Consider the following 20157-nt stretch of genomic DNA (forward strand, 5'->3'; position numbering starts at 1 on the left):
CCCGTCCGTATCCCTGACGGGACGGCCCCGGCCGCGCTCGTATCCCCGTCTCAGGGGCCGATCGACGCGCCCACTCCCCCGCTCGTCCCGCTGTCGCCCAGCGGCCGGATGCCCCGCATGATCGTGTCCATCAGCGAGAGCGGCAGCTCCGCCACGTCCGCGTCGAAGGCGAACCGGACGATCACCGGGGTCTCGCTGCCCACCGTCGAGGGGAAGGCGAGGGACTGCACGACACCGCCGGGGCCCTTGCCCGTGGTGACCCGCCAGCGCACGAGGTAGCCGGTGCGTCCGGCGACGGTGACCTCCTGCGCCTTGAGCACCTTGTGGGACGTGATGCCGCCGTGGATGCGCCGGCCCACGGTGTCCTCCTCGTAGGCGTTGTCGGCGGCGGTGACGATGTCGGCCTCGGCCAGGGCCTTGGGGTCGCTCTCGCCCGACTGCGCGGTCCGGGTGCTGACCGTGCCGTGGTAGCAGAAGGACGACCCGCCGGGGCAGTCGTAGGAGTCCTTGGTGCGGATGGTGGGCACGTCGTTGAGGGTGCTTCCCGGCTTCTCCCAGCCGTCGGGCACCGGCAGCGTGATCCCGTTGAGCTGGTCGACCAGGACGGTGGGGTCGTCGTCGGGGTCCGCCTCGGCGGACGGGGTAGCGGTGGCCGTCGGGGTGGTGACGGGGGCCGGTGCCGATGTGGTCGTCGTCGGGGCCGCCGGCGTACCGCTGTCGTCACGGCCGAGGAGGACGGCCCCGGTGACGGCCGCGCCCAGCACCAGCACCCCGCAGAGCGCGATCGCGACGGCCTTCGTGCGGCTGCCGGCCCCGGGCCCGTCCTGGGCGACGCGCTGGTGCGGCAGGGGCACCGACGGGGGCCCGAACCCCGACGGGGTCTGCGGCTGCCGGGGGTCGGGGTGGGCGGCGGCCAGCGGGCGGGTGTGCGCGGTCCAGGCCGTGCCGTCCCACCAGCGTTCGGTACCGGGGGCTCCCTCGTCCGGGTACCAGCCGGGCGGCGTCGCGTAACTCATCCCCACACTCTAGGGAGTGGGGCCGTACGCGGGGTCAGGAGTCCCGGCCCGTCAGGGTCAGCAGGTCACGGGCCGGGCCGGTGGGGCGGTGGCCCGCGGGCCAGACGGCCCGCAGTTGGCGGCGCAGCCGTACGCCCGCGACCGGAACCTGGACGAGGCGGCGGGCCGACAGCTCCTCGCCGAGGGCCAGTTCGCTCAGGACGCACGGGCCCGCGCCGCTCTCCGCCGCGCTCTTGACCGCCGTGGTGGAGGAGACCTCCAGGAGGGGCTGGGCGAGGCCGCCGTGCACGGCGAGCGCGGCGTCCAGGACCTGGCGGGTGCCGGAGCCCTGTTCGCGCAGGATCAGCGGTGTGGCGGCGAGTTCGCCGGGGAGCAGCGGGGTTCGGCGGCGGGCCCACCGATGGGTGGGGGCGACCACGACGACGAGGCGGTCGTGGGCGATGACGGTGCCGTCGAGGCCCTCCGGTATCGACAGGCCCTCGACGAAGCCGAGGTCGGCCTCGCCAGTGACCAGGCGGCGGGCGACGGCCGCGGAGTTGCCGGCGAGGAGCGAGACCGCGGTGTCGGGGCGCTCGGCCCGCAGGGCGATCAGCCAGCCCGGCAGCAGGTACTCGGCGATCGTCATGCTGGCGGCGACCCGCAACCGGGAGTCGCGGCGGTCGCGCAGCGCCTGGGCCCCCGCGTCGAACGCCTCGGCGGCCTCGACGATCCGGCGCGCCCAGTCGGTGACCAGTGCGCCCGCGTCGGTGAGCCGGGAGCCGCGCGGGGAGCGGTCCAGCAGGGCGACGCCGAGCTGCCGCTCCACGGACCGCACACGGCTGGAGGCGGCGGGCTGGGTGATGCCGACGTCCCGGGCGGCCCGGCCCAGACTGCCGTGGCGGGCGACGGCGAGCAGCAGTTCCAGCGCCCCGAGGTCGGGGACGCGGTGGGAGAGGGGGGCGGGGGGAGTGTGTACGTCGTCGCCGGTCATAACTCCAGCTTATGACCTCATAGGGACGGGGCCTCTGGTGGGCCGGTGCACCCCCACGAAGAATCGTGGCATGGCCATCTTTCCGCAGACCCGGACCTCGGTTCCGCCGCCCTCCGCCGCCGCACTCCCCCCGCCCCGCCCGGCGGGCACGACGCGGCTGCCGTCCCTGCGGCACATCGGCCCGAACTGGTACGCGAGCGTCATGGGCACCGCGATCGTCGCGGGTGCCGGCGCCGCGCTCCCGGTGGACGTGCCCGGTCTGCGCGCCGCGTGCACCGTGGCCTGGGCCCTGGCGGCCGTGCTGCTCCTGACCGTCCTGACCGCCCGGGCCGGGCACTGGCTCTGCCACCGCGACCAGGCCCGCGCCCATCTGATGGACCCGGCCGTCGCCCCCTTCTACGGCTGCCTGGCGATGGCCCTGCTCGCGGTCGGCGGGGCGACTCTGACGGTCGGCCGGGACGTCGTGGGCGCGCAGGCGGCGCTCGCGGTGGACGTGGTGCTGTTCGCGGCGGGTACGGCGGTGGGGCTGGCGGCCGCCGTCGTGGTGCCGTACCTCATGGTCGTACGCCACCGTCCCGCCCCCGGGACCGCGTCGCCGGTCTGGCTGCTGCCGCTGGTCGCGCCGATGGTGTCGGCCTCGCAGGGCGCGCTGCTGGTGCCCCATGTCGCGGCCGGGCAGGGGCGCGAGGCGCTGCTGCTGGCCTGCTACGCGATGTTCGGCCTGTCGCTGCTGGCCACGCTGGTGGTGCTGCCGCTGGTCTTCTCCCGTCTGGTCCACCACGGCCCGCTGCCGCTCGCGCTGACCCCGACGCTGTTTCTGGTGCTGGGGCCGCTCGGGCAGTCGACGACCGCGGTCAACCAGCTGGCCGACGCGGCCCCGGGCGCGGTCGGGGCCCCCTACGCCTCGGCGTTCGGCGCGTTCGCGGTGCTGTACGGGGTGCCGGTGATGGGCTTCGCGCTGCTGTGGCTGGCCCTGGCGACCGCGATGGTGGTGCGGGCCGCGCGGGACGGGATGGGGTTCGCGATGACGTGGTGGGCGTTCACCTTCCCGGTCGGTACGTGTGTGACCGGCGCGGCGGGTCTGGCGCGGCACACCGGGCTCGACGCGTTCACGTGGCTGTCCGTGGCGCTGTACGTGTTCCTGGTGGGGGCGGTGGCGGTGGCCGGGGCGCGGACAGTGGGCGGGGTGCTCAGCGGAGCGCTGACGGCAGCTCCCGTGCCGCCTCGGCCAGCGACGGCCCGTACCAGGTGAGCAGCCGCCCCCCGACGAGGGCGGCGGGCAGGGCGGGGAAGGCCTCGGGCCCGTCGTCGGCGGTGAACCGGTAGGGCTCGTCGGGCAGGACGACGAGCTCGGCGCCGGACGCGTTCAGCTCGTCGATCGGGATGCGCGGGTAGCGCTCGGGGTGGTCCGCGTACACGTTGCGGACGCCGAGGCGGGCGAGCAGGTCCCCGGCGAAGGTGTCGCGGCCGAGCACCATCCAGGGCCTGCGCCAGATCGGTACGACGGCGGGGCGCGGCTCTCCGGCCGGGGCGGGGAGAGCGGCCCAGGCGGCCTCGGCCTCGTCCAGCCAGGAGGGCCGGGCGAGCCCGCAGCCGCCGACGAGGACCCGGTCCAGCTCGGTGAAGGCCTGGTGCAGGGTGCGGACCTCGGTGACCAGGACGGTCAGCCCGGCGGCCCGGAGCTCGGCGAGGTCGGGGGCCCGGTTCTCCTCCTCGTTGGCGATCACGAGGTCCGGGGCGAGGGCGGCGATCGCGGCCACGTCCGGGTTCTTCGTGCCGCCGATCCGGGCGGCGCTCAGACCCGCGGGGTGCGTGCACCAGTCGGTGACCCCGACGAGCAGCCCCGGCGCGGTGTGGGCGACGGCCTCGGTGAGCGAGGGGACGAGGGAGACGACGCGCACGGGCACTCCGCTCAGGCCCTCAGCGCCGCGAGTCGTACGTGGCGTCGATGTGTTCGGCGACCGCGACGACCAGGAGCCGCGTGCCGGGCGCGGTGGCGCGCCAGCGGTGGCGGACCCCGCCGGAGAGGAACAGCGTGTCTCCGCTCTCCAGGCGGTGCACCTGCCCCTCGGCCTCGACGTCGACGGCGCCCGCGACGACGTACATCAGCTCGTCGTTGCGGTGCTGGAACTCGCGGCCGAGGTCCGGCTCGCCGGAGAACTCCAGGGCGCTGAGCTGGTGGCGGCCGCGCACCAGCCGGCGTACGCCCTCGCCCTCCTCGCCCCGGACGACGTCCACGGCGCGCGCCGAGTCGGCGGCGGCCCGCAGCCGTGCGGTGGTGGTCTCCAGCGCTTCGGCGACCCGGTCGAGGGAGCGGGCGCTCGGGCGGGCCCGTTCGTTCTCGACCTGGCTGAGGAAGGGCACGGAGAGCCCGCTGCGCGCGGCGACCGTGGCCAGCGTGAGCCCCAGGGTTCTGCGCCGACGGCGGACCGCGGCACCTACCCGCGGTGTGTCCTTGTCGTCCATCTCCGAGCTCCCTCCCGCCCCCGCCATCCTCCCGGTTGCCAGCACCTTACGCACATGGTTGCGCACGACGTCCGGTAAACGACCTTCGGGCAGCCGGAAGGGGTGGCCCCGCCCGACGGCGGGGCCACCCCTTGCGACCTGTGCTTTCGTGTCCGTGGAGCCCCTACTGGGGTGCCATGGTGTCCGCGATGCCCGGGTTGTCGTCCATCCAGGCCTTCACGGCTTCCTCCTCGTGACCCGCGCCGTGCTTCTGGATCTCGTTCTCCAGTCCGGCGAGCTGCTTCTCGCTGAGCTTGAAGTCCTTGAACCACTCGGTCAGCTGCGGGTACAGCTTCGGGAACTCCTTGGAGGCGATGGTGTGCAGCCGGTCGCCGTCACCGAACGCCTTCTTCGGGTCCTTGAGCTTGGTCATGCCGTACTCGTTGTACGCCCAGTGCGGGGTCCACAGCAGGACCGCGATGGGCTCCTTCTTGGCGTAGGCACGCTTCAGCTCGGCGAGCATGCCGGGCGTGGAGGAGTCGAGGACCTCGAACTCCTTGTCCAGGCCGTACTGCGGCAGGACGTTCGTCTTGAGGTTCTCCATGGCGGCGGCGCCGGGCTCGATGCCGACGATCCGGCCCTTGAAGTCGGAGCCCTTGCCCTTGAGGTCGTCGAGGGACTTGACGTCCTTGACGTAGTCGGGGACGGCGATCTCGACGGAGGTCGGCCCGTACCAGGAACCGATGTCGGTCAGCTTGTCGCCGTACTTGTCCCAGTAGTTCTTCTGGGTGTACGGCAGCCAGCCGTCGAACTGCACGTCGATCTGGCCGCGCGACATCGCCGCGTACATGGGCCCGACATCGAACTGCTTGAGGTTGATCTTGTAGCCGCGCTCCTCCAGGACCGCCTTCCACAGGTACGTGGCGGCGATGTCCTCCTCCCAGGGGAACCAGGCGATCTCGACGGCACGGTCACGCTCGTCCTTGCCGTCGGCGGCCCGGTCCTCCTTCGGAAGCGGGGACCACTTGTCGGCGACGCCCGGGTTGGCCTTCAGCCAGGTGCGGACGGCCTCCTGCTCCTTGCCCGAGCCGGCCTTCTGGATCTCGGCCTCCAGGCTGGTGAGCTGGTCCTCGGTCATCTTGAAGTTCTTCAGCCACTTCCCGACCTCGGGATTGTCGGCGGAGAAGCCCTTGCGCGCCAGGGTGTGGATGCCGTCGCCCTTGCCCCACAGACCCTTGGGGTCCTCAAGCTTGGTGAGCTCGTACGCGTTGTACGCCCAGTGCGGCGACCAGAGCGGAACGACGATCGGTTCCTTCTTGGCGTACGCGCGCTTCAGCTCGGCCAGCATGGACGGCGTGGAGCCGTCGAGGAGCTTGTACTCCTCGTCGAGGCCGTAGCCCGGCAGGAGCTTGTCCTTGAGCAGTGCCGTCTCTCCGGCGCTCGGCTCGATGCCGACGATGCGGCCCTTGAACTCGGAGGCCCGGCCCTTCAGGTCCTCCATCGACCGGACGTCCTTCATGTACGCGGGGACGGCCAGCTCCAGCGAGGTGGGTCCGTACCAGGAGCCCAGGTCCTCCAGGTCCTCCCGGTACTTCTCCCAGTAGCTGGCGTGGGTGACCGGCAGCCAGGAGTCGGTCTGGAAGTCGATCTGTCCGTTGGCCATACCGGTGTACAGCGCGCCGGCCTCGTACTGCTTGACGTCGACCTCGAAGCCGCGCCGTTCCAGCATCTCCTTCCAGAGGAAGGTGGAGGCGATCCCCTCGTCCCACGGGATGTAGCCGATGGAGATCTTCTTGCCGTCGCCGATCCGCGCGCTCCCGCCCGCGGTGTCGTCCTTGGAGCCGCCGAAGACGCCCATGCCTCCCGCGACGAGCGCGAGGGCGACGACCCCGGCGACCGCGACGAGCGGCTGCGGGCGGTAGGTCCAGATCTTCCAGCCCTCGGCCGCGGCCTGCGCCTTGGCGACCGCGCGGCGGCCCAGCGGGGAGACCTCGGTGCCGAGCGCGCCGGTCATCCGGTCCAGGTACATGGCGAGGATGACGATGGAGATGCCCGCCTCGAAGCCGAGACCGACATCGACGTTGCCGATGGCACGGTAGACGGAGCCGCCGAGGCCGCCGCCGCCGACCATGCCCGCGATGACGACCATGGACAGGCCGAGCATGATGACCTGGTTGATGCCCGCCATGATCGTGGGCAGGGCGAGCGGCAGCTGGACGCGCAGCAGGGTGTTGCGCGAGGTGGTGCCGAAGGCCTCGGCCGCCTCGACGAGTTCGCCGTCGACCTGGCGGATGCCGAGTTCGGTCATCCGGACGCCCGGGGGCAGCGCGAAGATGATGGTGGCGATGATGCCGGGGACCACGCCGACGCCGAAGAAGATGACGCCGGGGATCAGGTAGACCATGGCGGGCATGGTCTGCATGAAGTCCAGGACCGGCCGGGTCACCGCGCTGACGGCCTTGGACCGGGAGGCCCAGATGCCCAGCGGTACGGCGATGACGAGCGTGACGAGGGTCGCCACCAGCACCAGGGTGAGCGTGTCCATCGCTTCGTCCCACAGCTCGACGGAGTCGATGAGGGCGAACCCGGCGAAGGTGAGCAGGGCCGCGGGCAGACCGCGCAGCCACCAGGCGATGATGGCGACGATGCCCGCGAACAGCAGCGGTGCGGGGGCGGACAGGACGGCGGCTATGCCGTCGAACATGCCGCTGACGATCGAGCTGATGGCGTCGAAGAGCCAGGCGAGGTGGGTCTGCAGCCAGTCGACCGCGGAGTCGACCCATTCGCCGAGGGGGAGCCTAAACACCGGCCACCTTCTTCACGCTGTCGTCCGCCGCCGGTTCGGCGTCGCGGGGGCCCTCGGCCGGAGGCATCGGCTCGCCGAGGACGGCGAGCAGCCGGGAGCTGGGGACCACGCCGACGAGCTTGCCCTCGGCGTCGGTCACGGCGACCGGGTTCGTGCTCTGCGAGCAGGGCGTGAACAGGTCGATGATCGGCGTGGACTCGGAGACCGCGGCGGGGGCCGCGGCGAGCACGTCCTGCGGGGTACGCAGTTCCTTGCCGTCCTCCGCGGTGGAGCCCATGGCGGTGTGCGGTTCGGCCATGATCGCGCCCGCGGTGAGCACCCGGGAGCGGTCGACGTCCTGGGTGAAGGAGGCGACGTAGTCGTTGGCCGGAGTGACGAGGATGTCCTCGGCGGTGCCGAGCTGGACGATCTCCCCGTCGCGCATCACGGCGATCCGGTCGCCCAGGCGCATGGCCTCGTTGAGGTCGTGGGTGATGAAGACGATGGTCTTCTTCAGCCGCTTCTGGAGTTCGAGGAGCTGGTCCTGCATGTCACGGCGGATCAGCGGGTCGAGCGCGCTGAAGGACTCGTCCATGAGCAGCAGGTCGGCGTCGGTGGCCAGGGCGCGGGCGAGGCCCACGCGCTGCTGCATGCCGCCGGACAGCTCGTCGGGCCAGGACTTCTCCCAGCCTTCGAGTCCGGTCAGCCGCAGCGCCTCAGCGGCGCGCGCCTCACGCGCCTCACGCGGTACGCCCTGGACTTCGAGGCCGTACGCGGCGTTCTCCAGGACGCTCCGGTGGGGGAAGAGCGCGAAGTGCTGGAAGACCATGCTGATCTTGGTGGAGCGGACGTGCCGCAGCTCGCGGGGGGTGAGGGCGGTCAGGTCCTGGCCGTCGAACAGCACACGGCCCGCGGTGGGGTCGAGGAGGCCGTTGAGCATCCGCAGCAGGGTGGACTTGCCCGAGCCGGACAGCCCCATGACGACGAAGATCTGTCCCGGCTCGACCGTGAACGAGGCGTCGATCACCGCTGCGGTGGTTCCGTCGGCGCGCAGCTCGTCGCGGTCCGCGCCGCCTTCGAGCTTCCGCACGGCTTGATCGGGTCGTCTGCCGAACACCTTGTACAAGTGCTCGGCTTGCAGCCTTGACACATACACCTCACGCGTTGAACCGAGAACGGTCTGCCACCCCCACCAGCAGGCCGTGGAGCGGTGCGGATTCGGCCCGCATGGCACATGCACTAGTTGAAAAAGCGACGTGGTCCACTCCGGTGCCGCGCCTGCCCGTCCTTACGCCCACCAAACGCGGGAGTGACCCACCTCACCAGGGAACTACGCGGCGCCCGCGAGAGGTCACCCACGGCGACTGTCGGTGCCGTGGGGCATCATCGGGTCTGTGACGCGACGCCTGATGCTCCTCGACACCGCTTCCCTGTACTTCCGCGCCTATTTCGGGGTCCCCGACTCGGTCCGCGCCCCCGACGGCACGCCCGTCAACGCCGTGCGCGGGCTGCTGGACTTCATCGGCCGCCTGGTGCACGACCACCGGCCCGACGAACTGGTCGCCTGCTGGGACAACGACTGGCGTCCGCAGTGGCGCGTCGACCTGATCCCGACGTACAAGGCGCACCGGGTCGCCGAGGAGACGCCCGCCGGACAGACCGACGAGGAGGAGATCCCCGACACGCTCTCCCCGCAGGTCCCGATCATCGAGGACGTGCTGGCGGCACTCGGTATCGCCCGCGTCGGCGTCACACCGTACGAGGCGGACGACGTCATCGGCACGCTCACCGCGCGCGCGACCGGCCCCGTGGACATCGTCACCGGCGACCGCGACCTCTATCAGCTGGTCGACGACTCCCGCGGGGTGCGCGTGCTCTACCCGCTCAAGGGCGTCGGCACGCTCCAGGTGACCGATGAGGCGTGGCTGCGCGAGAAGTACGGAGTGGACGGCGCCGGGTACGTGGATCTGGCCCTGCTCCGCGGCGACCCGAGCGACGGCCTCCCGGGCGTGCCCGGCATCGGCGAGAAGACCGCGGCGAAGCTGCTGGACGCCTTCGGCGATCTCGACGGGATCATGGCGGCGGTGGACGACCCGAGGGCGAAGCTGACTCCGTCGCAGCGCAAGCGCCTGGACGAGTCGCGGGACTATGTGGCCGTCGCCCCGAAGGTGGTCCGGGTCGCGAAGGACGTCCCGCTCCCCGCATTCGACCCGGCGCTGCCGCGCGAGCCGCGCGACCCGGCCGCGCTGGAGGCGCTGGCGGAGCAGTGGGGCCTCGGCGGGGCGCTGTCGCGGCTCCTGACCACTCTTCAGCCCTGAGCCCCGAGGTGTTAGCTTAGGTATACCTAAGTAATCGAACCAGGGAGTACCTCGTGGCAGAGCGGCCGGCCCGGCAGGGACCCAAGGCCCAGGGGGCGCAGGTCGTGCGCACCGAGCAGATCACCCCGCACATGGTGCGTGTGGTCCTCGGCGGCGAAGGGCTCGCGGACTTCACCCTCTCCGGCTTCACCGACCACTACATCAAGCTGTGCTTCGCGCCCGAGGGCGCGGACTACGCCCACCCGTTCGACATGGCCGCCATCCGCGAGAACTACCCGCGCGAGCTGTGGCCCACCACCCGCACCTACACGGTGCGCTCGTGGGACCCGGTCGCCCGGGAGATGGCCGTCGACTTCGTCGTGCACGGCGACGAGGGCCTCGCCGGGCCGTGGGCGCGGCGGGCGCAGGCCGGCGAGCAGGTGACCTTCCTCGGCCCCGGCGGCGGTTACGGGCCGGAGGCCTCGGCCGACTGGCATCTGCTGGTGGGCGACGAGAGTGCGCTGCCGGCGATCGCCGCCGCGCTGGAGCAGATGCCGACGGGCGCGCTGGTGCACGCCTTCGTCGAGGTGCCGGACGCCTCGGAGGAGCAGAAGATCGTGACGCCCGACGGGGTGGCCGTGACCTGGCTGCACCGCGGCGACCGGCCCGTCGGCGAGCTGCTGACCGCGGCCGTGAAGGAGCTGGACTTCCCCGACGGCGAGATCCAGGCGTTCGTGCACGGGGAGGCGGGCTTCGTGAAGGAGATCCGCCGCCATCTGCGCGTGGAGCGGCAGATCCCGCTGGCTCAGCTGTCGATCTCGGGCTACTGGCGCCTCGGCCAGAACGACGACGCCTGGCGCGCGGTGAAGCGCGAGTGGAACGAGCAGGTGGAGCGCGAACAGGAGAGCGGCACGACGGCCGCGTAGGCCCGCCCCGGCGCCGGCACGCCCGGAGCGGCCGCCCCAGGGCCGCCGAGCCCCGCCCCGGGAGGCCGGCACACCCGGAGCGGCCGCGCCCTGAGCACCCGCCCCGGGCCGCCCGGCGAGCAGACCGTCGGACCCCGTCCGCCGCACATCGCGGCGGGCGGGGTCCGTGCGTCGGCCTCAGACCTCCGCAGTGCCTTCCGGAGCGCCTCCCCGAGCGCCTTCGTCCGACGGAGCCGCACGGTCGTCCGCCGACCGGTTCCCCTCCGCCGGCCCGTTCCCCTCCGCCGGGCCGGAGAGGTGCCCCGGGGACTCGAAGAGCCGGTAGGACGCGTCGATGTGCGCCAGCCTCCGCAGTGCGCCGAGCATCGCCTCGCCGAGGTCGCCGTTCGGGCTGCTGATCTTCCTCGCCGTCCGCGCCGTCCGGCCGCGGCGGCGCGAAACGCCCGCCGGCCGAGTCGCGCGTCCTCCCGGGGCCCGCTCTGAAAAGATCGCCCGCACCCGACCAATCCACACGGCCGTCCGCTCCGAACCACTGCCGGAAGCGACGATCGTCCCGGGAGGAAACCCGCGTGAAGGAAGCCGTACACATCAGTGGGGTGCCCTCGCCCGGTCCCGACCTCCAGGAACTCCTGGGGCGGGTCGCGCGGGGCGACCAGGACGCGTTCGCCGCGGTGTACGACGCGGTGAGCGGGCCCGTGCTCGGCCTGGTGCGCAGCGTGCTCCGCGACCCGGCGCAGTCGGAGGAGGTGGCGCAGGAGGTGCTGGTGGAGGTGTGGCGTACCGCACCCCGTTTCCAGGCCTCCCGGGGCAGCGCGATGAACTGGGTGCTGACCCTGGCCCACCACCGGGCCGTCGACCGGGTCCGCGCGGCCGAGGCCGCGGCCGCCCGGGAGCACAAGGCGGCGCTGCTGGACCGGACGCCCGCCTTCGACGAGGTGTCCGAGCAGGTCGAGACCCGGTTGGAGAGAGAACAGGTACGACGCTGTATGCGCACCCTGTCCGAGCTGCAGCGGGAGTCGGTGACGCTGGCCTACTACCGGGGCCTGACCTACCGTGAGGTTTCCGAACTCCTCACCGTGCCGCTGGGCACCATCAAGACACGGCTCCGTGACGGCCTCATCCGCCTTCGCGACTGCCTGGGGGTGAGCGCGTGAACACGGCCGAGCTGCACACACTGACCGGGGCCTATGCCCTGCATGCGCTGCCGGAGTCCGAACGGCAGGCGTTCGAACGGCATCTGGAGGACTGCGAGGCCTGCGCCCAGGAGGTGCGGGAGCTGTCGGCCACCGCCGCCCGGCTCGGCCTCGCCGTCGCCGAGTCCCCTCCGCGCGAGCTGCGCGCGAGGGTGCTGCGGGCGATCACGACCGTACGCCAGGAGACTCCGGCGCCCGGCAGACGGGAGCGGACCGGCGGGGGCGGACGCACCGGCCGACGGTACGCCTACGCTCTCGCCGCCTGCATCGCGGCGGCCGCCGCGTTCGGCGGGGTCGCGGTCTGGCAGAACCAGGTGGCGCAGGACGCACGGCAGGAGGCGCGTCAGGCGCAGCGGCAGAACGAGCAGCTGGCCCAGGTGCTCTCGGCCCCGGACGCGAAGACCGCCTCGGGCGAGCTGACCGGCGGCGCGCGCGGCACCGTCGTCGTCTCGCAGAGCCAGAACCGTGCGGTGTTCCTGGCCTCGGGGATGCAACGGCCGCCGAGCGGCAAGGTCTACCAGATCTGGTTCAACGACGAGGGCACGATGCGCTCCGCCGGTCTGATGGACCCGACCGCGAGCGACGACGCAGTCCTGCTGGACGGGCCGGTCGACCAGGCGTCCGGGATGGGCATCACGGTCGAGCCCGCCGGGGGGTCCGCCGAGCCGACCTCGTCGCCCGTGGCGCTGATGGACTTCCCGACGGCCTGACCACTCACCCACGAAATCCTGCAAGGGAGCACCCGTTCCATGAGTGTCGCGGTGGTGCTGTTCACCTCCGATCTGCGAGTCCACGACAACCCGGTGCTGCGTGCCGCACTGCGGGACGCGGACGAGGTCGTCCCGTTGTTCGTCCGGGACGAGGCCGTCCACCGGGCCGGGTTCGACGCGCCCAACCGGCTGGCGTTCCTCGCGGACTGCCTGGCGGATCTGGACGCCGGACTCCGGCAGCGGGGCGGCAGGCTGATCGCCCGCCAGGGCGAGACGGCCCGCGAGGTGAGACGGGTCGTCGAGCGGACCGGGGCGGCCTGCGTGCACGTCGCCGCCGGAGTCAGCCGGCACGCGGCGCGGCGCGAGCAGCGGATCGGTGAGGCTCTGGCGGGCACCGGCTGCGCACTGCGCGTCCATGACGCGGTGGTCACCGCGCTCGCGCCGGGCCGGGTGGTACCGACGGGCGGCAAGGACCACTTCGCGGTGTTCACCCCGTACTTCCGCCGTTGGGAGACGGAGGGAGTGCGGGGCACCGTGACGGCTCCGCGTACGGTCCGGGTGCCGGACGGCGTGGCGAGCGACCCGCTCCCGGACCGGGACGCGGTCGGGAACCTCTCCCCCGGTCTCGCCCGGGGCGGCGAGGACACGGCCCGCAAGCTGGTCACGTCCTGGCTGCACGGACCGATGGCCGGCTACGAGGACGGCCACGACGATCTGGCCGGGGACGCGACGTCCCGGCTCTCCCCGCATCTGCACTTCGGTACGGTCTCCGCCGCCGAACTGGTGCACCGCGCGCGGGAGAAGGGCGGGCCCGGCGGCGAGGCGTTCGTGCGGCAGCTGGCCTGGCGCGACTTCCACCACCAGGTCCTCGCGGCCCGCCCCGACGCCTCCTGGTCCGACTACCGGCCGCGCCGGGACCGCTGGCGCTGCGACGAGGAGGAGATCGACGCATGGCGGACCGGGCGGACGGGCTATCCGCTGGTGGACGCGGCGATGCGGCAGCTCGCGCACGAGGGCTGGATGCACAACCGGGGCCGGATGCTGGCCGCGAGCTTCCTCACCAAGACGCTGTACGTGGACTGGCGGGTGGGCGCCCGGCACTTCCTCGACCTGCTGGTCGACGGCGACCTGGCGAACAACCAGCTCAACTGGCAGTGGGTGGCGGGCACCGGCACGGACACCCGGCCCAACCGGGTCCTCAACCCGGTGATCCAGGGCAAGCGCTTCGACCCTCGGGGCGACTACGTGCGGCGCTGGGTCCCGGAGCTGGCGGATCTGGAGGGGGCGGCGATCCACGAGCCCTGGAAGCTCCAGGGCCTGGACCGGGCGGGCATCGACTATCCGGACCCGGTGGTGGACCTGGCCGAGGCCCGGTCCCGGTTCGAGCGCGCCCGCGGCCTGGACTGACCGGACGACGGGACGCGCAAGGGCCCGCACCGCTCGCTGCGGAACGGGCCCTTGCCGATGTGCTCAGGTGCCGCGCGGCGGCCGGGGGAGGAAGCCGCTGGTCCGCGCGACGTATGCGGCGAACCCGGGCCGGTCGGCCATATGGCGCTCCAGCAGGGCCGCACCGCTGCCCTTGGTCAGCAGGAAGCTCATCACGAGCGGGGCGACGACGGTGGCGGCAGCGGCGGCCGGGGCCTGGCAGACGAGAAGGAACAGGCCCCACCACACGCAGAAGTCGCCGAAGTAGTTCGGATGGCGGGTCCAGGACCACAGCCCCCGGTCCATGATCTTCCCCCGGTTGGCGGGGTCGGCCTTGAACCGGGCCAGCTGTGCGTCACCGATCGCCTCGAAGGCGAGGCCGACCGCCCACAGAAGCACCCCGGCCCAGGCCCACCAGGCCAGTGGCGCGGTGAGGTACTGCGCGGCCTGCACCGGGAGCGAGACGAGCCAGACCAGCGCGCCCTGGAGCAGATACACCTTGCGCAGGGCGTACAGGTTCGGGTTGCCGGGGGCCTTGGCCAGCATCTTCGCGTAGCGCGGGTCCTCCCCGTGGCCCCGGCCGCGCCGCCCGATGTGGAAGGCGAGGCGCAGCCCCCAGATCACGGTCAGCGCGGTCACCAGGAGCCGGCGGCCGTCGTCGCCCGCACCCGCCGAGAGGCCGTAGGAGACCAGGGCGACGGCGGCGAACGCGACGCCCCAGGCGATGTCGACGATCCGGTGCACCCCCTTGTTCAGGGCGACGGCGAAGGTGACGAGCATGACGCCGAGGGCGGCGACGGCCGCCCCCGCGAGCCCGTTCGCGAACGCGGCCCAGGCGAAGCCGCTCACCGGTCCGCTCCCGGGTTCCCGGCTCCGCGGGTCCGCGCGGGGACGGTGGGGGCCTCATGGGGTCCGGTATCGCGCCCGCCCCGCATCCGCACCCCCAGGGGCGGCCCGCCGCCGGGGGAGCGCTCGGTCGGCGGTTCGGCGCGTTGGGCGGCCCCGGCCGGGGTGCGCCGGGCGGAGGGCCTGGGGGCGGCGGTCACGCGGTCTCCTCGCGGGTCAGCAGCAGTTGCTGCACATCGAGATACCCGGAGCGGAAACCCGCTTCGGAGTAGGCGAGATAGAAGGTCCACATCCGGCGGAAGACGGCGTCGAAGCCGAGGGCGTCGACCTCGGCGGCCCGTTCGGTGAACCTCTCCCGCCACAGCCGGAGCGTCTCGGCGTAGTGCGCGCCGAAGCGGATGCGCCGGGTGGTGCGCAGGCGGGTGTGGCCGGTGGTGATCCGCTCCACCGCCTCGGTGGAGGGCAGCAGCCCGCCGGGGAAGATGTACTTCTGGATCCAGGTGTACGTGGCACGGCTGGCGCGGAGCCGGTCGTCGGGCATGGTGATGGCCTGGAGGGCGATCCGGCCGCCGGGGGCCAGCAGGCGGTCCAGGGTCCCGAAGTAGACCGGCCAGAACTCCTCGCCGACCGCCTCGACCATCTCGACGCTGACGATCGCGTCGTAGTCGCCGGTGACCTGGCGGTAGTCGCTCAGTCGCACCTCGACGCGGTCCTCGTACCCGGCCTCGCGGATGCGGGTGCGGGCCAGTGCGCGCTGTTCGGCGGAGAGCGTGACGGTGACGACCCGGGCGCCGCGGGCGGCCGCGCGGATGGCCAGTTCGCCCCAGCCGGTGCCGATCTCCAGGAGGCGGGTGCCCTGGCCGACCCCGGCCGCGTCCAGCAGCCGGTCGATCTTGCGGTGCTGGGCGGCGGGCAGCAGGTCGTGCTCGGCGGGGAAGCCGCGGAAGACGGCGGAGGAGTAGGAGAGCGTCTCGTCGAGGAAGAGGGCGAAGAGCTCGTTGGAGAGGTCGTAGTGGTGGCTGATGTTGTCCCGGGAGCCCTCGGGGGTGTTCATCTGCGCCGCGGGCCTGCGCGGCGCCCAGACGCCACGCAGGCGTTGTAGCGGCCGGGGGACGAGGTCGGCGGCGTTGTCGGCGAGCACGGTCAGCACGCCGACCAGGTCCGGCGCGTCCCACTCCCCCGCCATGTAGGACTCGCCGAAGCCGATGAGCCCGCTCGCGCCGATCCGCCGGAAGAAGGCGTCGGGGTCGCGGATGTCCATGAGCGGCCCGCCGAGGCCGATGTCCTTCCTGCCCGCGAGCCGGGCGCGGATCGGAAGCCGGCCGAGCGCGTGGCGGACGACGCGTTCGGCGACGGCCGTCCGGGCGCGGGAGGCCCGGGGCAGCGCGACGATGTCGGGCCAGCGTTCCGGGTCGGCCCCGGGGGTGTGTTCTGCCGGCGGCGCAGAGGTGGGCGCGGTCACTGCATGCCTTCCTGTGGGCGGTGCGGGGGACGGGGCTGCACGGGGAGCCCGCGCAGGTAGAGCCGGATGCCGTGCAGGCGGATCGCGGCGGAGACGAGGACGGTGGAGAGGGGGTGGCGGAGGGCGAGGCGCACCAGTTCGCGAGGGGTGGCCGGCCGGCGGCAGCCCCGTACGGTCGCGGTGAACGGGCGGTTCCCCTCCCGCTCCAGACAGACACTCAGGTCGAGACGGGGCCCGGGCTCGGGCAGCCGCATCCGGTAGCCGCCGTCCACGGGGAAGAACGGCGAGACGTAGAACTCCTTGCCGGTCACGGCTCGGTGGTCCCCGTCGGGACGCAGCAGGTAACCGTGCCGTCCGCCGTACGTGTTGTGCACCTCGGCGACGACGCAGAGCGCAGTGCCGTCGGCGCGGTGGCACCAGTAGACGGTGATGGGGTTGAAGACGTACCCGAACACCCGGGCCTGGGTGAGCATGGTGACGGTCCCGTCGCCGAGCTCCACCCCCCGCGCACGCAGGAAGCGCTCCAGCCCGGCCCGGATCGTGGGCGCGGTACCGCCGAAGTGGTCGCGGGCCTCGAAGCGGGCCAGCGGCCGCAGGGCGCGCGGCAGCCGGGGTGGCCGGTCGGGGTCGATCAGCCACAGATACGTGCGGTGGCGGAACGCGTACTTCCCGGGGCGGGTCCGTACGTGCGTGATGGTGCACGGGTAGAGGGCGTTCACCACCTCACCCCCAGGGCGGCCGCGGCCTCGACCCCCGAACGGCAGCCGTCCTCGTGGAACCCCCAGCCGTGGTACGCCCCCGCGTAGGCGGTGACGGGACCTGACAGGGCGGGCAGCCGGGCCTGGGCGGCGACCGACTCCGGGGTGTAGACGGGGTGTTCGTAGACCATGCGGGCGCGGACGGTGTCCAGGTCGACCCGGTCGGAGCCGTTCAGCGTGACCACGAAGGTCTCGGGCGCGTCGAGCCGTTGGAGCCGGTTCATGTCGTAGCTGACGGTCACGTGCTCGGCGTCCGCGGCGCACGAGGGCATCAGGTAGTTCCAGGACGCCCTGGCTCTCCGGGCGCGCGGCAGCAGGGCGGTGTCCGTGTGCAGCAGCGTCGGATTGCGGGAGTACCGGAACGCGCCGAGTGTGCCGCGCTCGGCGTCGGTCGGGTCGGCGAGCAGCCGCAGCGCCTGGCCGGGGTGGGTGGCGATGACGACGGAGTCGTACGGGGTGGTCGTGCCGTCCTCGGTGGTGACGTCGACGCCCTCCGCGTGCCGGGTGACGGCGCGCACCGGGGTCGTGGTGTGCACGGTGGTGAGCTGCTTGACGACGCGGTCGACGTACGCGCGGGAGCCGCCGGTGACAGTGCGCCAGACCGGGGAGCCGCCGACGGTGAGCATGCCGTGGTGATCGAGGAACCGGAAGAGGTAGCGGGCCGGGTAGCGCAGGGCGGTGACCGGGTCGCAGGACCAGACGGCGGAGACCATGGGGGTGAGGAAGTGGGCGCGGAAGTACGGCGAGAAGCGCCCGCGCCGGGCGAACTCCCCCAGCGTCATCGCGCTCGCACCGCTTTCCGGCTGCGCCAGCAGGGCCCGGGCCGCACGGTGGAAGCGCGGCACCTCGGCGAGCATCCGCAGATAGCGTCCGCGCACCGCTGAGCCCGGCTGTGCGAAGAGCCCGGCGGGGCCGCGTGCCCCCGCGTATTCGAGGCCGCACCCCTCGCACCGTACGGACATCGACATCTCGGACTTCTGGGTGGCGACCCCGAGTTCGTCGAAGAGCCGCAGCAGATACGGGTACGTCCGCCGGTTGTGCACGATGAACCCGGAGTCGACGCGGTGCACCCGGCCGTCGGACGCGCCCAGATCATGCGTGTGGGCGTGCCCCCCGACGCGGTCGTCCGCTTCGTACAGCGTCACCTCATGAGCCTGCCTGAGAACGTGGGCGGCGGTCAGTCCCGCCACTCCGGCTCCCACCACGGCCGTCCGCCGCCGTTCCCCTGTCATTCCGGTTCCCTCCGGGTCTTTCCACTCCGGTCGGAGTGCTGCTGGAGCGCTGCTCACCCTCCATTCGTTACCGGTGCCCGGAAGGATTGGTCGGGTCTCCGACCTCTGCTCCGATCGGGTGAAGGGGAGCCCGGGACCAATCCGCCGGCCGACCGGCGCCGAACCCCCCGTGTGAGAACAGAGCGGAACGACGCGCGGACGGACGGGGCGCTGCTGCCCCGGTCGGTCACGCTCGGCGCGTGGCCCTCGCCCCCCCACTCCGCTCCGCTCCGCTCACCGAACCTTCGATCCAGGAGAAACGCCATGAACACGCTCCTCTTCCGCCGCGCAGCCGTCGCCGTTTCCGCAGCAGCCGTGCTGCCGCTGACGCTGACCGCCTGCTCGTCGGACGACTCCTCCAAGGACTCGGCGGCCGGCTCGACGCCCAGCGCGTCCGCGCCGGTGAGCCCCTCGGCCGATGAGTCGATGCCCATGGACGGGCCGTTCGGCCCGGCCTGTTCGTCGGTGCCGAAGCAGGGCGCGGGCTCGTTCGACGGCATGGCGAAGGACCCGGTCGCCACGGCGGCCTCGAACAACGAGGAGCTGTCGACGCTGGTGGCCGCCGTGCAGCAGGCCGACCTGGTCGACACGCTCAACAACGCCGAGAACATCACGGTGTTCGCCCCGACCAACGACGCGTTCGCGAAGGTCCCGAAGGCAGACCTGGACGCGCTGCTGGCGGACAAGGCCGCGCTCACCAAGGTCCTCACCTACCACGTGGTGGGCGAGAAGCTGACCCCGCAGCAGCTGGAGAAGGGGTCCTTCGACACGCTGGAGAAGAGCAAGCTGACGACGGCCGGCTCGGGCGTCGAGTACACCGTGAACGACTCCTCGAAGGTCGTCTGCGGCAACGTCCCGACCGCCAACGCGACGGTCTACATCGTCGACACGGTCCTGATGCCCCCGAAGTAGCGCTCACGCAAACCCCACGGACGAGGGGCGGAAAGTCGCACCGAGGTGCGGCTCCCGCCCCTCGCCGCGCGCGGGCGCTGCCTTAGCCTGACCGGATGACGGATCGTGAATCCCCGAGCCGTGCCGACCGGGTGTCCGGCGCCGTGGTCGGCTCCGCTGTCGGTGACGCGCTCGGCGCCCCCTTCGAGTTCGGCGCCCCAGGGGTGTTCACCGACCGCTTTCCGGACGGCGTCGGGACGTTGTGCGGAGGCGGCGGCTGGGACCCGGGCGAGGCGACGGACGACACACAGATGGCTGTGCTGGTCGGGGAGTCACTGCTGGAACAGGACGGCCTCGACCCGCCGGACGTGTTCGACAGGTTCCGGCGCTGGGCGGCGGGCGCTCCGAAGGACATCGGTCTCCAGACCGAGGACGTGCTGACCAACGGCGAACCGTGGGACCTGGCCGCGGCCCTGCACTTCCAGCTCAACGGACGGGCAGCGGGCAACGGTTCACTTATGCGGGCGACCACGTCGGGCGTGTATTTCGCCCACGCGGGGCGCGCGGCCACGATGGAGGCGGCACGGCGGATCGCGGCGCTCACCCATGGCGACCGGGCGGCCTGGGAGGGCACCGCCGTCTTCCACGAACTGATCCGGGCGGCGCTGCGGGGCGACGATCCCCTCGGCGCCGTCCCCGGGGCACTGGACGAGGTGCACGCCGATCACCGGACGCGCTGGGCGACGGTTCTGGCGCCCGACTGGCACCCGGGGCTGGCGACCGAGTTCAACGGGGCGGTGTGGCCCTGCCTCGGCACGGCGCTGTGGGCCCTGCGGACGACGGACACCCTCGAACGGGCCCTTGCGGCCGCCGTCGACGTGGGCGGGGACACCGACACGGTGGCAGCCGTGACGGGCGGGCTGGCGGGAGCGGTGTACGGCATCGGCGCCGTCCCGGGCCGCTGGCGCACGCCCTTGCACGTGCCGCTGCCCGGGTACGGGGACCGCGTGCTGCGTACGGCGGACCTGATCACCCTGGCCGACCGGCTGGACCGTCAGGGAGAACAGGCAGCCGGTACCGGAGATCCACCCAGATCCGTATCGCCGGAAATGTACACATAAGCGCCGGATAAGCGCACTATGGGTATGGGTGCCTGCCGCAC

19 protein-coding genes are annotated in these 20157 nt (G+C 72.7%); 8 read left to right on the forward strand and 11 right to left on the reverse strand.

What is annotated here, in order from left to right:
- Positions 1-50: 50 nt before the first annotated feature.
- Both RI138_RS04455 and RI138_RS04460 read right to left on the reverse strand, forming a co-directional pair.
- Positions 51-1016 (reverse strand): DUF2510 domain-containing protein, encoded by a 966-nt coding sequence (locus tag RI138_RS04455; RefSeq protein WP_311118843.1) that lies wholly within the window; start codon positions 1014-1016, stop codon positions 51-53.
- Positions 1017-1050: 34 nt separating this feature from the next.
- On the reverse strand, positions 1051-1986 hold the full coding sequence (locus tag RI138_RS04460) for a LysR family transcriptional regulator (RefSeq protein ID WP_311118844.1): 936 nt from the start codon (positions 1984-1986) through the stop codon (positions 1051-1053).
- A gap of 70 nt (positions 1987-2056) precedes the next feature.
- Between RI138_RS04460 and RI138_RS04465 the strand changes: the two genes are divergently transcribed.
- Complete coding sequence (locus RI138_RS04465; RefSeq protein WP_311118845.1) at positions 2057-3238, forward strand: TDT family transporter; 1182 nt, start codon at positions 2057-2059, stop codon at positions 3236-3238.
- Here the strand turns inward: RI138_RS04465 and RI138_RS04470 are convergent.
- From RI138_RS04470 to RI138_RS04485, 4 genes are all read right to left on the reverse strand, one after another.
- Positions 3177-3887, reverse strand: coding sequence for a helical backbone metal receptor (locus RI138_RS04470; RefSeq protein WP_311118846.1), 711 nt, complete (start codon positions 3885-3887; stop codon positions 3177-3179). The two genes, RI138_RS04465 and RI138_RS04470, sit on opposite strands and share 62 nt — an antisense overlap.
- 19 nt (positions 3888-3906) lie before the next feature.
- Positions 3907-4452 carry a helix-turn-helix domain-containing protein gene (locus tag RI138_RS04475; RefSeq protein WP_311118847.1) on the reverse strand — a complete coding sequence of 182 codons (546 nt, stop codon included), beginning with the start codon at positions 4450-4452 and terminating at the stop codon, positions 3907-3909.
- 163 nt (positions 4453-4615) lie between these two features.
- Entirely contained in the window at positions 4616-7237 is a 2622-nt protein-coding gene (locus RI138_RS04480; protein ID WP_311118848.1) for an ABC transporter permease/substrate binding protein, read from the reverse strand.
- A complete protein-coding gene (locus tag RI138_RS04485; protein ID WP_311118849.1) occupies positions 7230-8366 on the reverse strand; it encodes a quaternary amine ABC transporter ATP-binding protein in 1137 nt (378 codons plus the stop codon). Before RI138_RS04485 ends, RI138_RS04480 begins: the two co-directional genes overlap by 8 nt.
- Positions 8367-8625: 259 nt before the next feature.
- Between RI138_RS04485 and RI138_RS04490 the strand changes: the two genes are divergently transcribed.
- From RI138_RS04490 to RI138_RS04510, 5 genes are all read left to right on the forward strand, one after another.
- Positions 8626-9534 (forward strand): 5'-3' exonuclease, encoded by a 909-nt coding sequence (locus RI138_RS04490; protein ID WP_179500363.1) that lies wholly within the window; start codon positions 8626-8628, stop codon positions 9532-9534.
- A 53-nt stretch (positions 9535-9587) separates the two neighbouring features.
- Positions 9588-10439 (forward strand): siderophore-interacting protein, encoded by an 852-nt coding sequence (locus tag RI138_RS04495; RefSeq protein ID WP_311118850.1) that lies wholly within the window; start codon positions 9588-9590, stop codon positions 10437-10439.
- Between the two features lie 569 nt (positions 10440-11008).
- Positions 11009-11593: a sigma-70 family RNA polymerase sigma factor gene (locus RI138_RS04500; protein WP_311118851.1), complete on the forward strand. Its 585-nt coding sequence runs from the start codon at positions 11009-11011 to the stop codon at positions 11591-11593.
- Positions 11590-12342, forward strand: a complete 753-nt coding sequence (locus RI138_RS04505; RefSeq protein WP_311118852.1) for an anti-sigma factor — start codon at positions 11590-11592, stop codon at positions 12340-12342. The genes RI138_RS04500 and RI138_RS04505 overlap by 4 nt, the downstream gene beginning before the upstream one ends.
- A gap of 39 nt (positions 12343-12381) precedes the next feature.
- Complete coding sequence (locus tag RI138_RS04510; RefSeq protein WP_311118853.1) at positions 12382-13749, forward strand: cryptochrome/photolyase family protein; 1368 nt, start codon at positions 12382-12384, stop codon at positions 13747-13749.
- A gap of 63 nt (positions 13750-13812) precedes the next feature.
- On the opposite strand, the gene RI138_RS04515 is transcribed toward RI138_RS04510, so the two are convergent.
- Genes RI138_RS04515 through RI138_RS04535 form a run of 5 tightly spaced genes read right to left on the reverse strand, consistent with a single transcriptional unit; the run spans position 13813 to position 18065 of the window.
- Positions 13813-14616, reverse strand: a complete 804-nt coding sequence (locus RI138_RS04515) for a DUF1295 domain-containing protein (protein WP_311118854.1) — start codon at positions 14614-14616, stop codon at positions 13813-13815.
- The gene (locus RI138_RS04520; protein WP_311118855.1) at positions 14613-14813 is read right to left on the reverse strand and encodes a hypothetical protein; all 201 of its coding nucleotides are present in this window, start codon (positions 14811-14813) and stop codon (positions 14613-14615) included. The genes RI138_RS04515 and RI138_RS04520 overlap by 4 nt, the downstream gene beginning before the upstream one ends.
- Positions 14810-16075: a cyclopropane-fatty-acyl-phospholipid synthase family protein gene (locus tag RI138_RS04525; RefSeq protein WP_311118856.1), complete on the reverse strand. Its 1266-nt coding sequence runs from the start codon at positions 16073-16075 to the stop codon at positions 14810-14812. Before RI138_RS04525 ends, RI138_RS04520 begins: the two co-directional genes overlap by 4 nt.
- Complete coding sequence (locus RI138_RS04530; RefSeq protein ID WP_311118857.1) at positions 16072-16794, reverse strand: DUF1365 domain-containing protein; 723 nt, start codon at positions 16792-16794, stop codon at positions 16072-16074. The genes RI138_RS04525 and RI138_RS04530 overlap by 4 nt, the downstream gene beginning before the upstream one ends.
- A complete protein-coding gene (locus tag RI138_RS04535) occupies positions 16791-18065 on the reverse strand; it encodes an NAD(P)/FAD-dependent oxidoreductase (protein WP_311118858.1) in 1275 nt (424 codons plus the stop codon). The genes RI138_RS04530 and RI138_RS04535 overlap by 4 nt, the downstream gene beginning before the upstream one ends.
- 303 nt (positions 18066-18368) lie before the next feature.
- Here RI138_RS04535 and RI138_RS04540 point away from each other — a divergent pair, with 303 nt between their 5' ends.
- Together RI138_RS04540 and RI138_RS04545 are read left to right on the forward strand one after the other, a co-directional pair.
- Complete coding sequence (locus tag RI138_RS04540; protein ID WP_311118859.1) at positions 18369-19016, forward strand: fasciclin domain-containing protein; 648 nt, start codon at positions 18369-18371, stop codon at positions 19014-19016.
- A gap of 95 nt (positions 19017-19111) precedes the next feature.
- Positions 19112-20116, forward strand: coding sequence for an ADP-ribosylglycohydrolase family protein (locus RI138_RS04545; protein WP_311118860.1), 1005 nt, complete (start codon positions 19112-19114; stop codon positions 20114-20116).
- Positions 20117-20157: the final 41 nt, after the last annotated feature.

This window comes from Streptomyces durocortorensis (assembly GCF_031760065.1).
In the GTDB taxonomy this organism is placed as follows: domain Bacteria; phylum Actinomycetota; class Actinomycetes; order Streptomycetales; family Streptomycetaceae; genus Streptomyces.

Excerpts from the sequence above, each read along its gene's own strand:
- RI138_RS04455 (WP_311118843.1), bottom strand. The coding sequence starts at position 1,016 with ATGAGTTACGCGACGCCGCCCGGCTGGTACCCGGACGAGGGAGCCCCC.
- RI138_RS04460 (WP_311118844.1), bottom strand. The coding sequence starts at position 1,986 with ATGACCGGCGACGACGTACACACTCCCCCCGCCCCCCTCTCCCACCGC.
- RI138_RS04465 (WP_311118845.1), top strand. The coding sequence starts at position 2,057 with ATGGCCATCTTTCCGCAGACCCGGACCTCGGTTCCGCCGCCCTCCGCC.
- RI138_RS04475 (WP_311118847.1), bottom strand. The coding sequence starts at position 4,452 with ATGGACGACAAGGACACACCGCGGGTAGGTGCCGCGGTCCGCCGTCGG.
- RI138_RS04490 (WP_179500363.1), top strand. The coding sequence starts at position 8,626 with ATGCTCCTCGACACCGCTTCCCTGTACTTCCGCGCCTATTTCGGGGTC.
- RI138_RS04510 (WP_311118853.1), top strand. The coding sequence starts at position 12,382 with ATGAGTGTCGCGGTGGTGCTGTTCACCTCCGATCTGCGAGTCCACGAC.
- RI138_RS04535 (WP_311118858.1), bottom strand. The coding sequence starts at position 18,065 with ATGACAGGGGAACGGCGGCGGACGGCCGTGGTGGGAGCCGGAGTGGCG.
- RI138_RS04540 (WP_311118859.1), top strand. The coding sequence starts at position 18,369 with ATGAACACGCTCCTCTTCCGCCGCGCAGCCGTCGCCGTTTCCGCAGCA.
- RI138_RS04545 (WP_311118860.1), top strand. The coding sequence starts at position 19,112 with ATGACGGATCGTGAATCCCCGAGCCGTGCCGACCGGGTGTCCGGCGCC.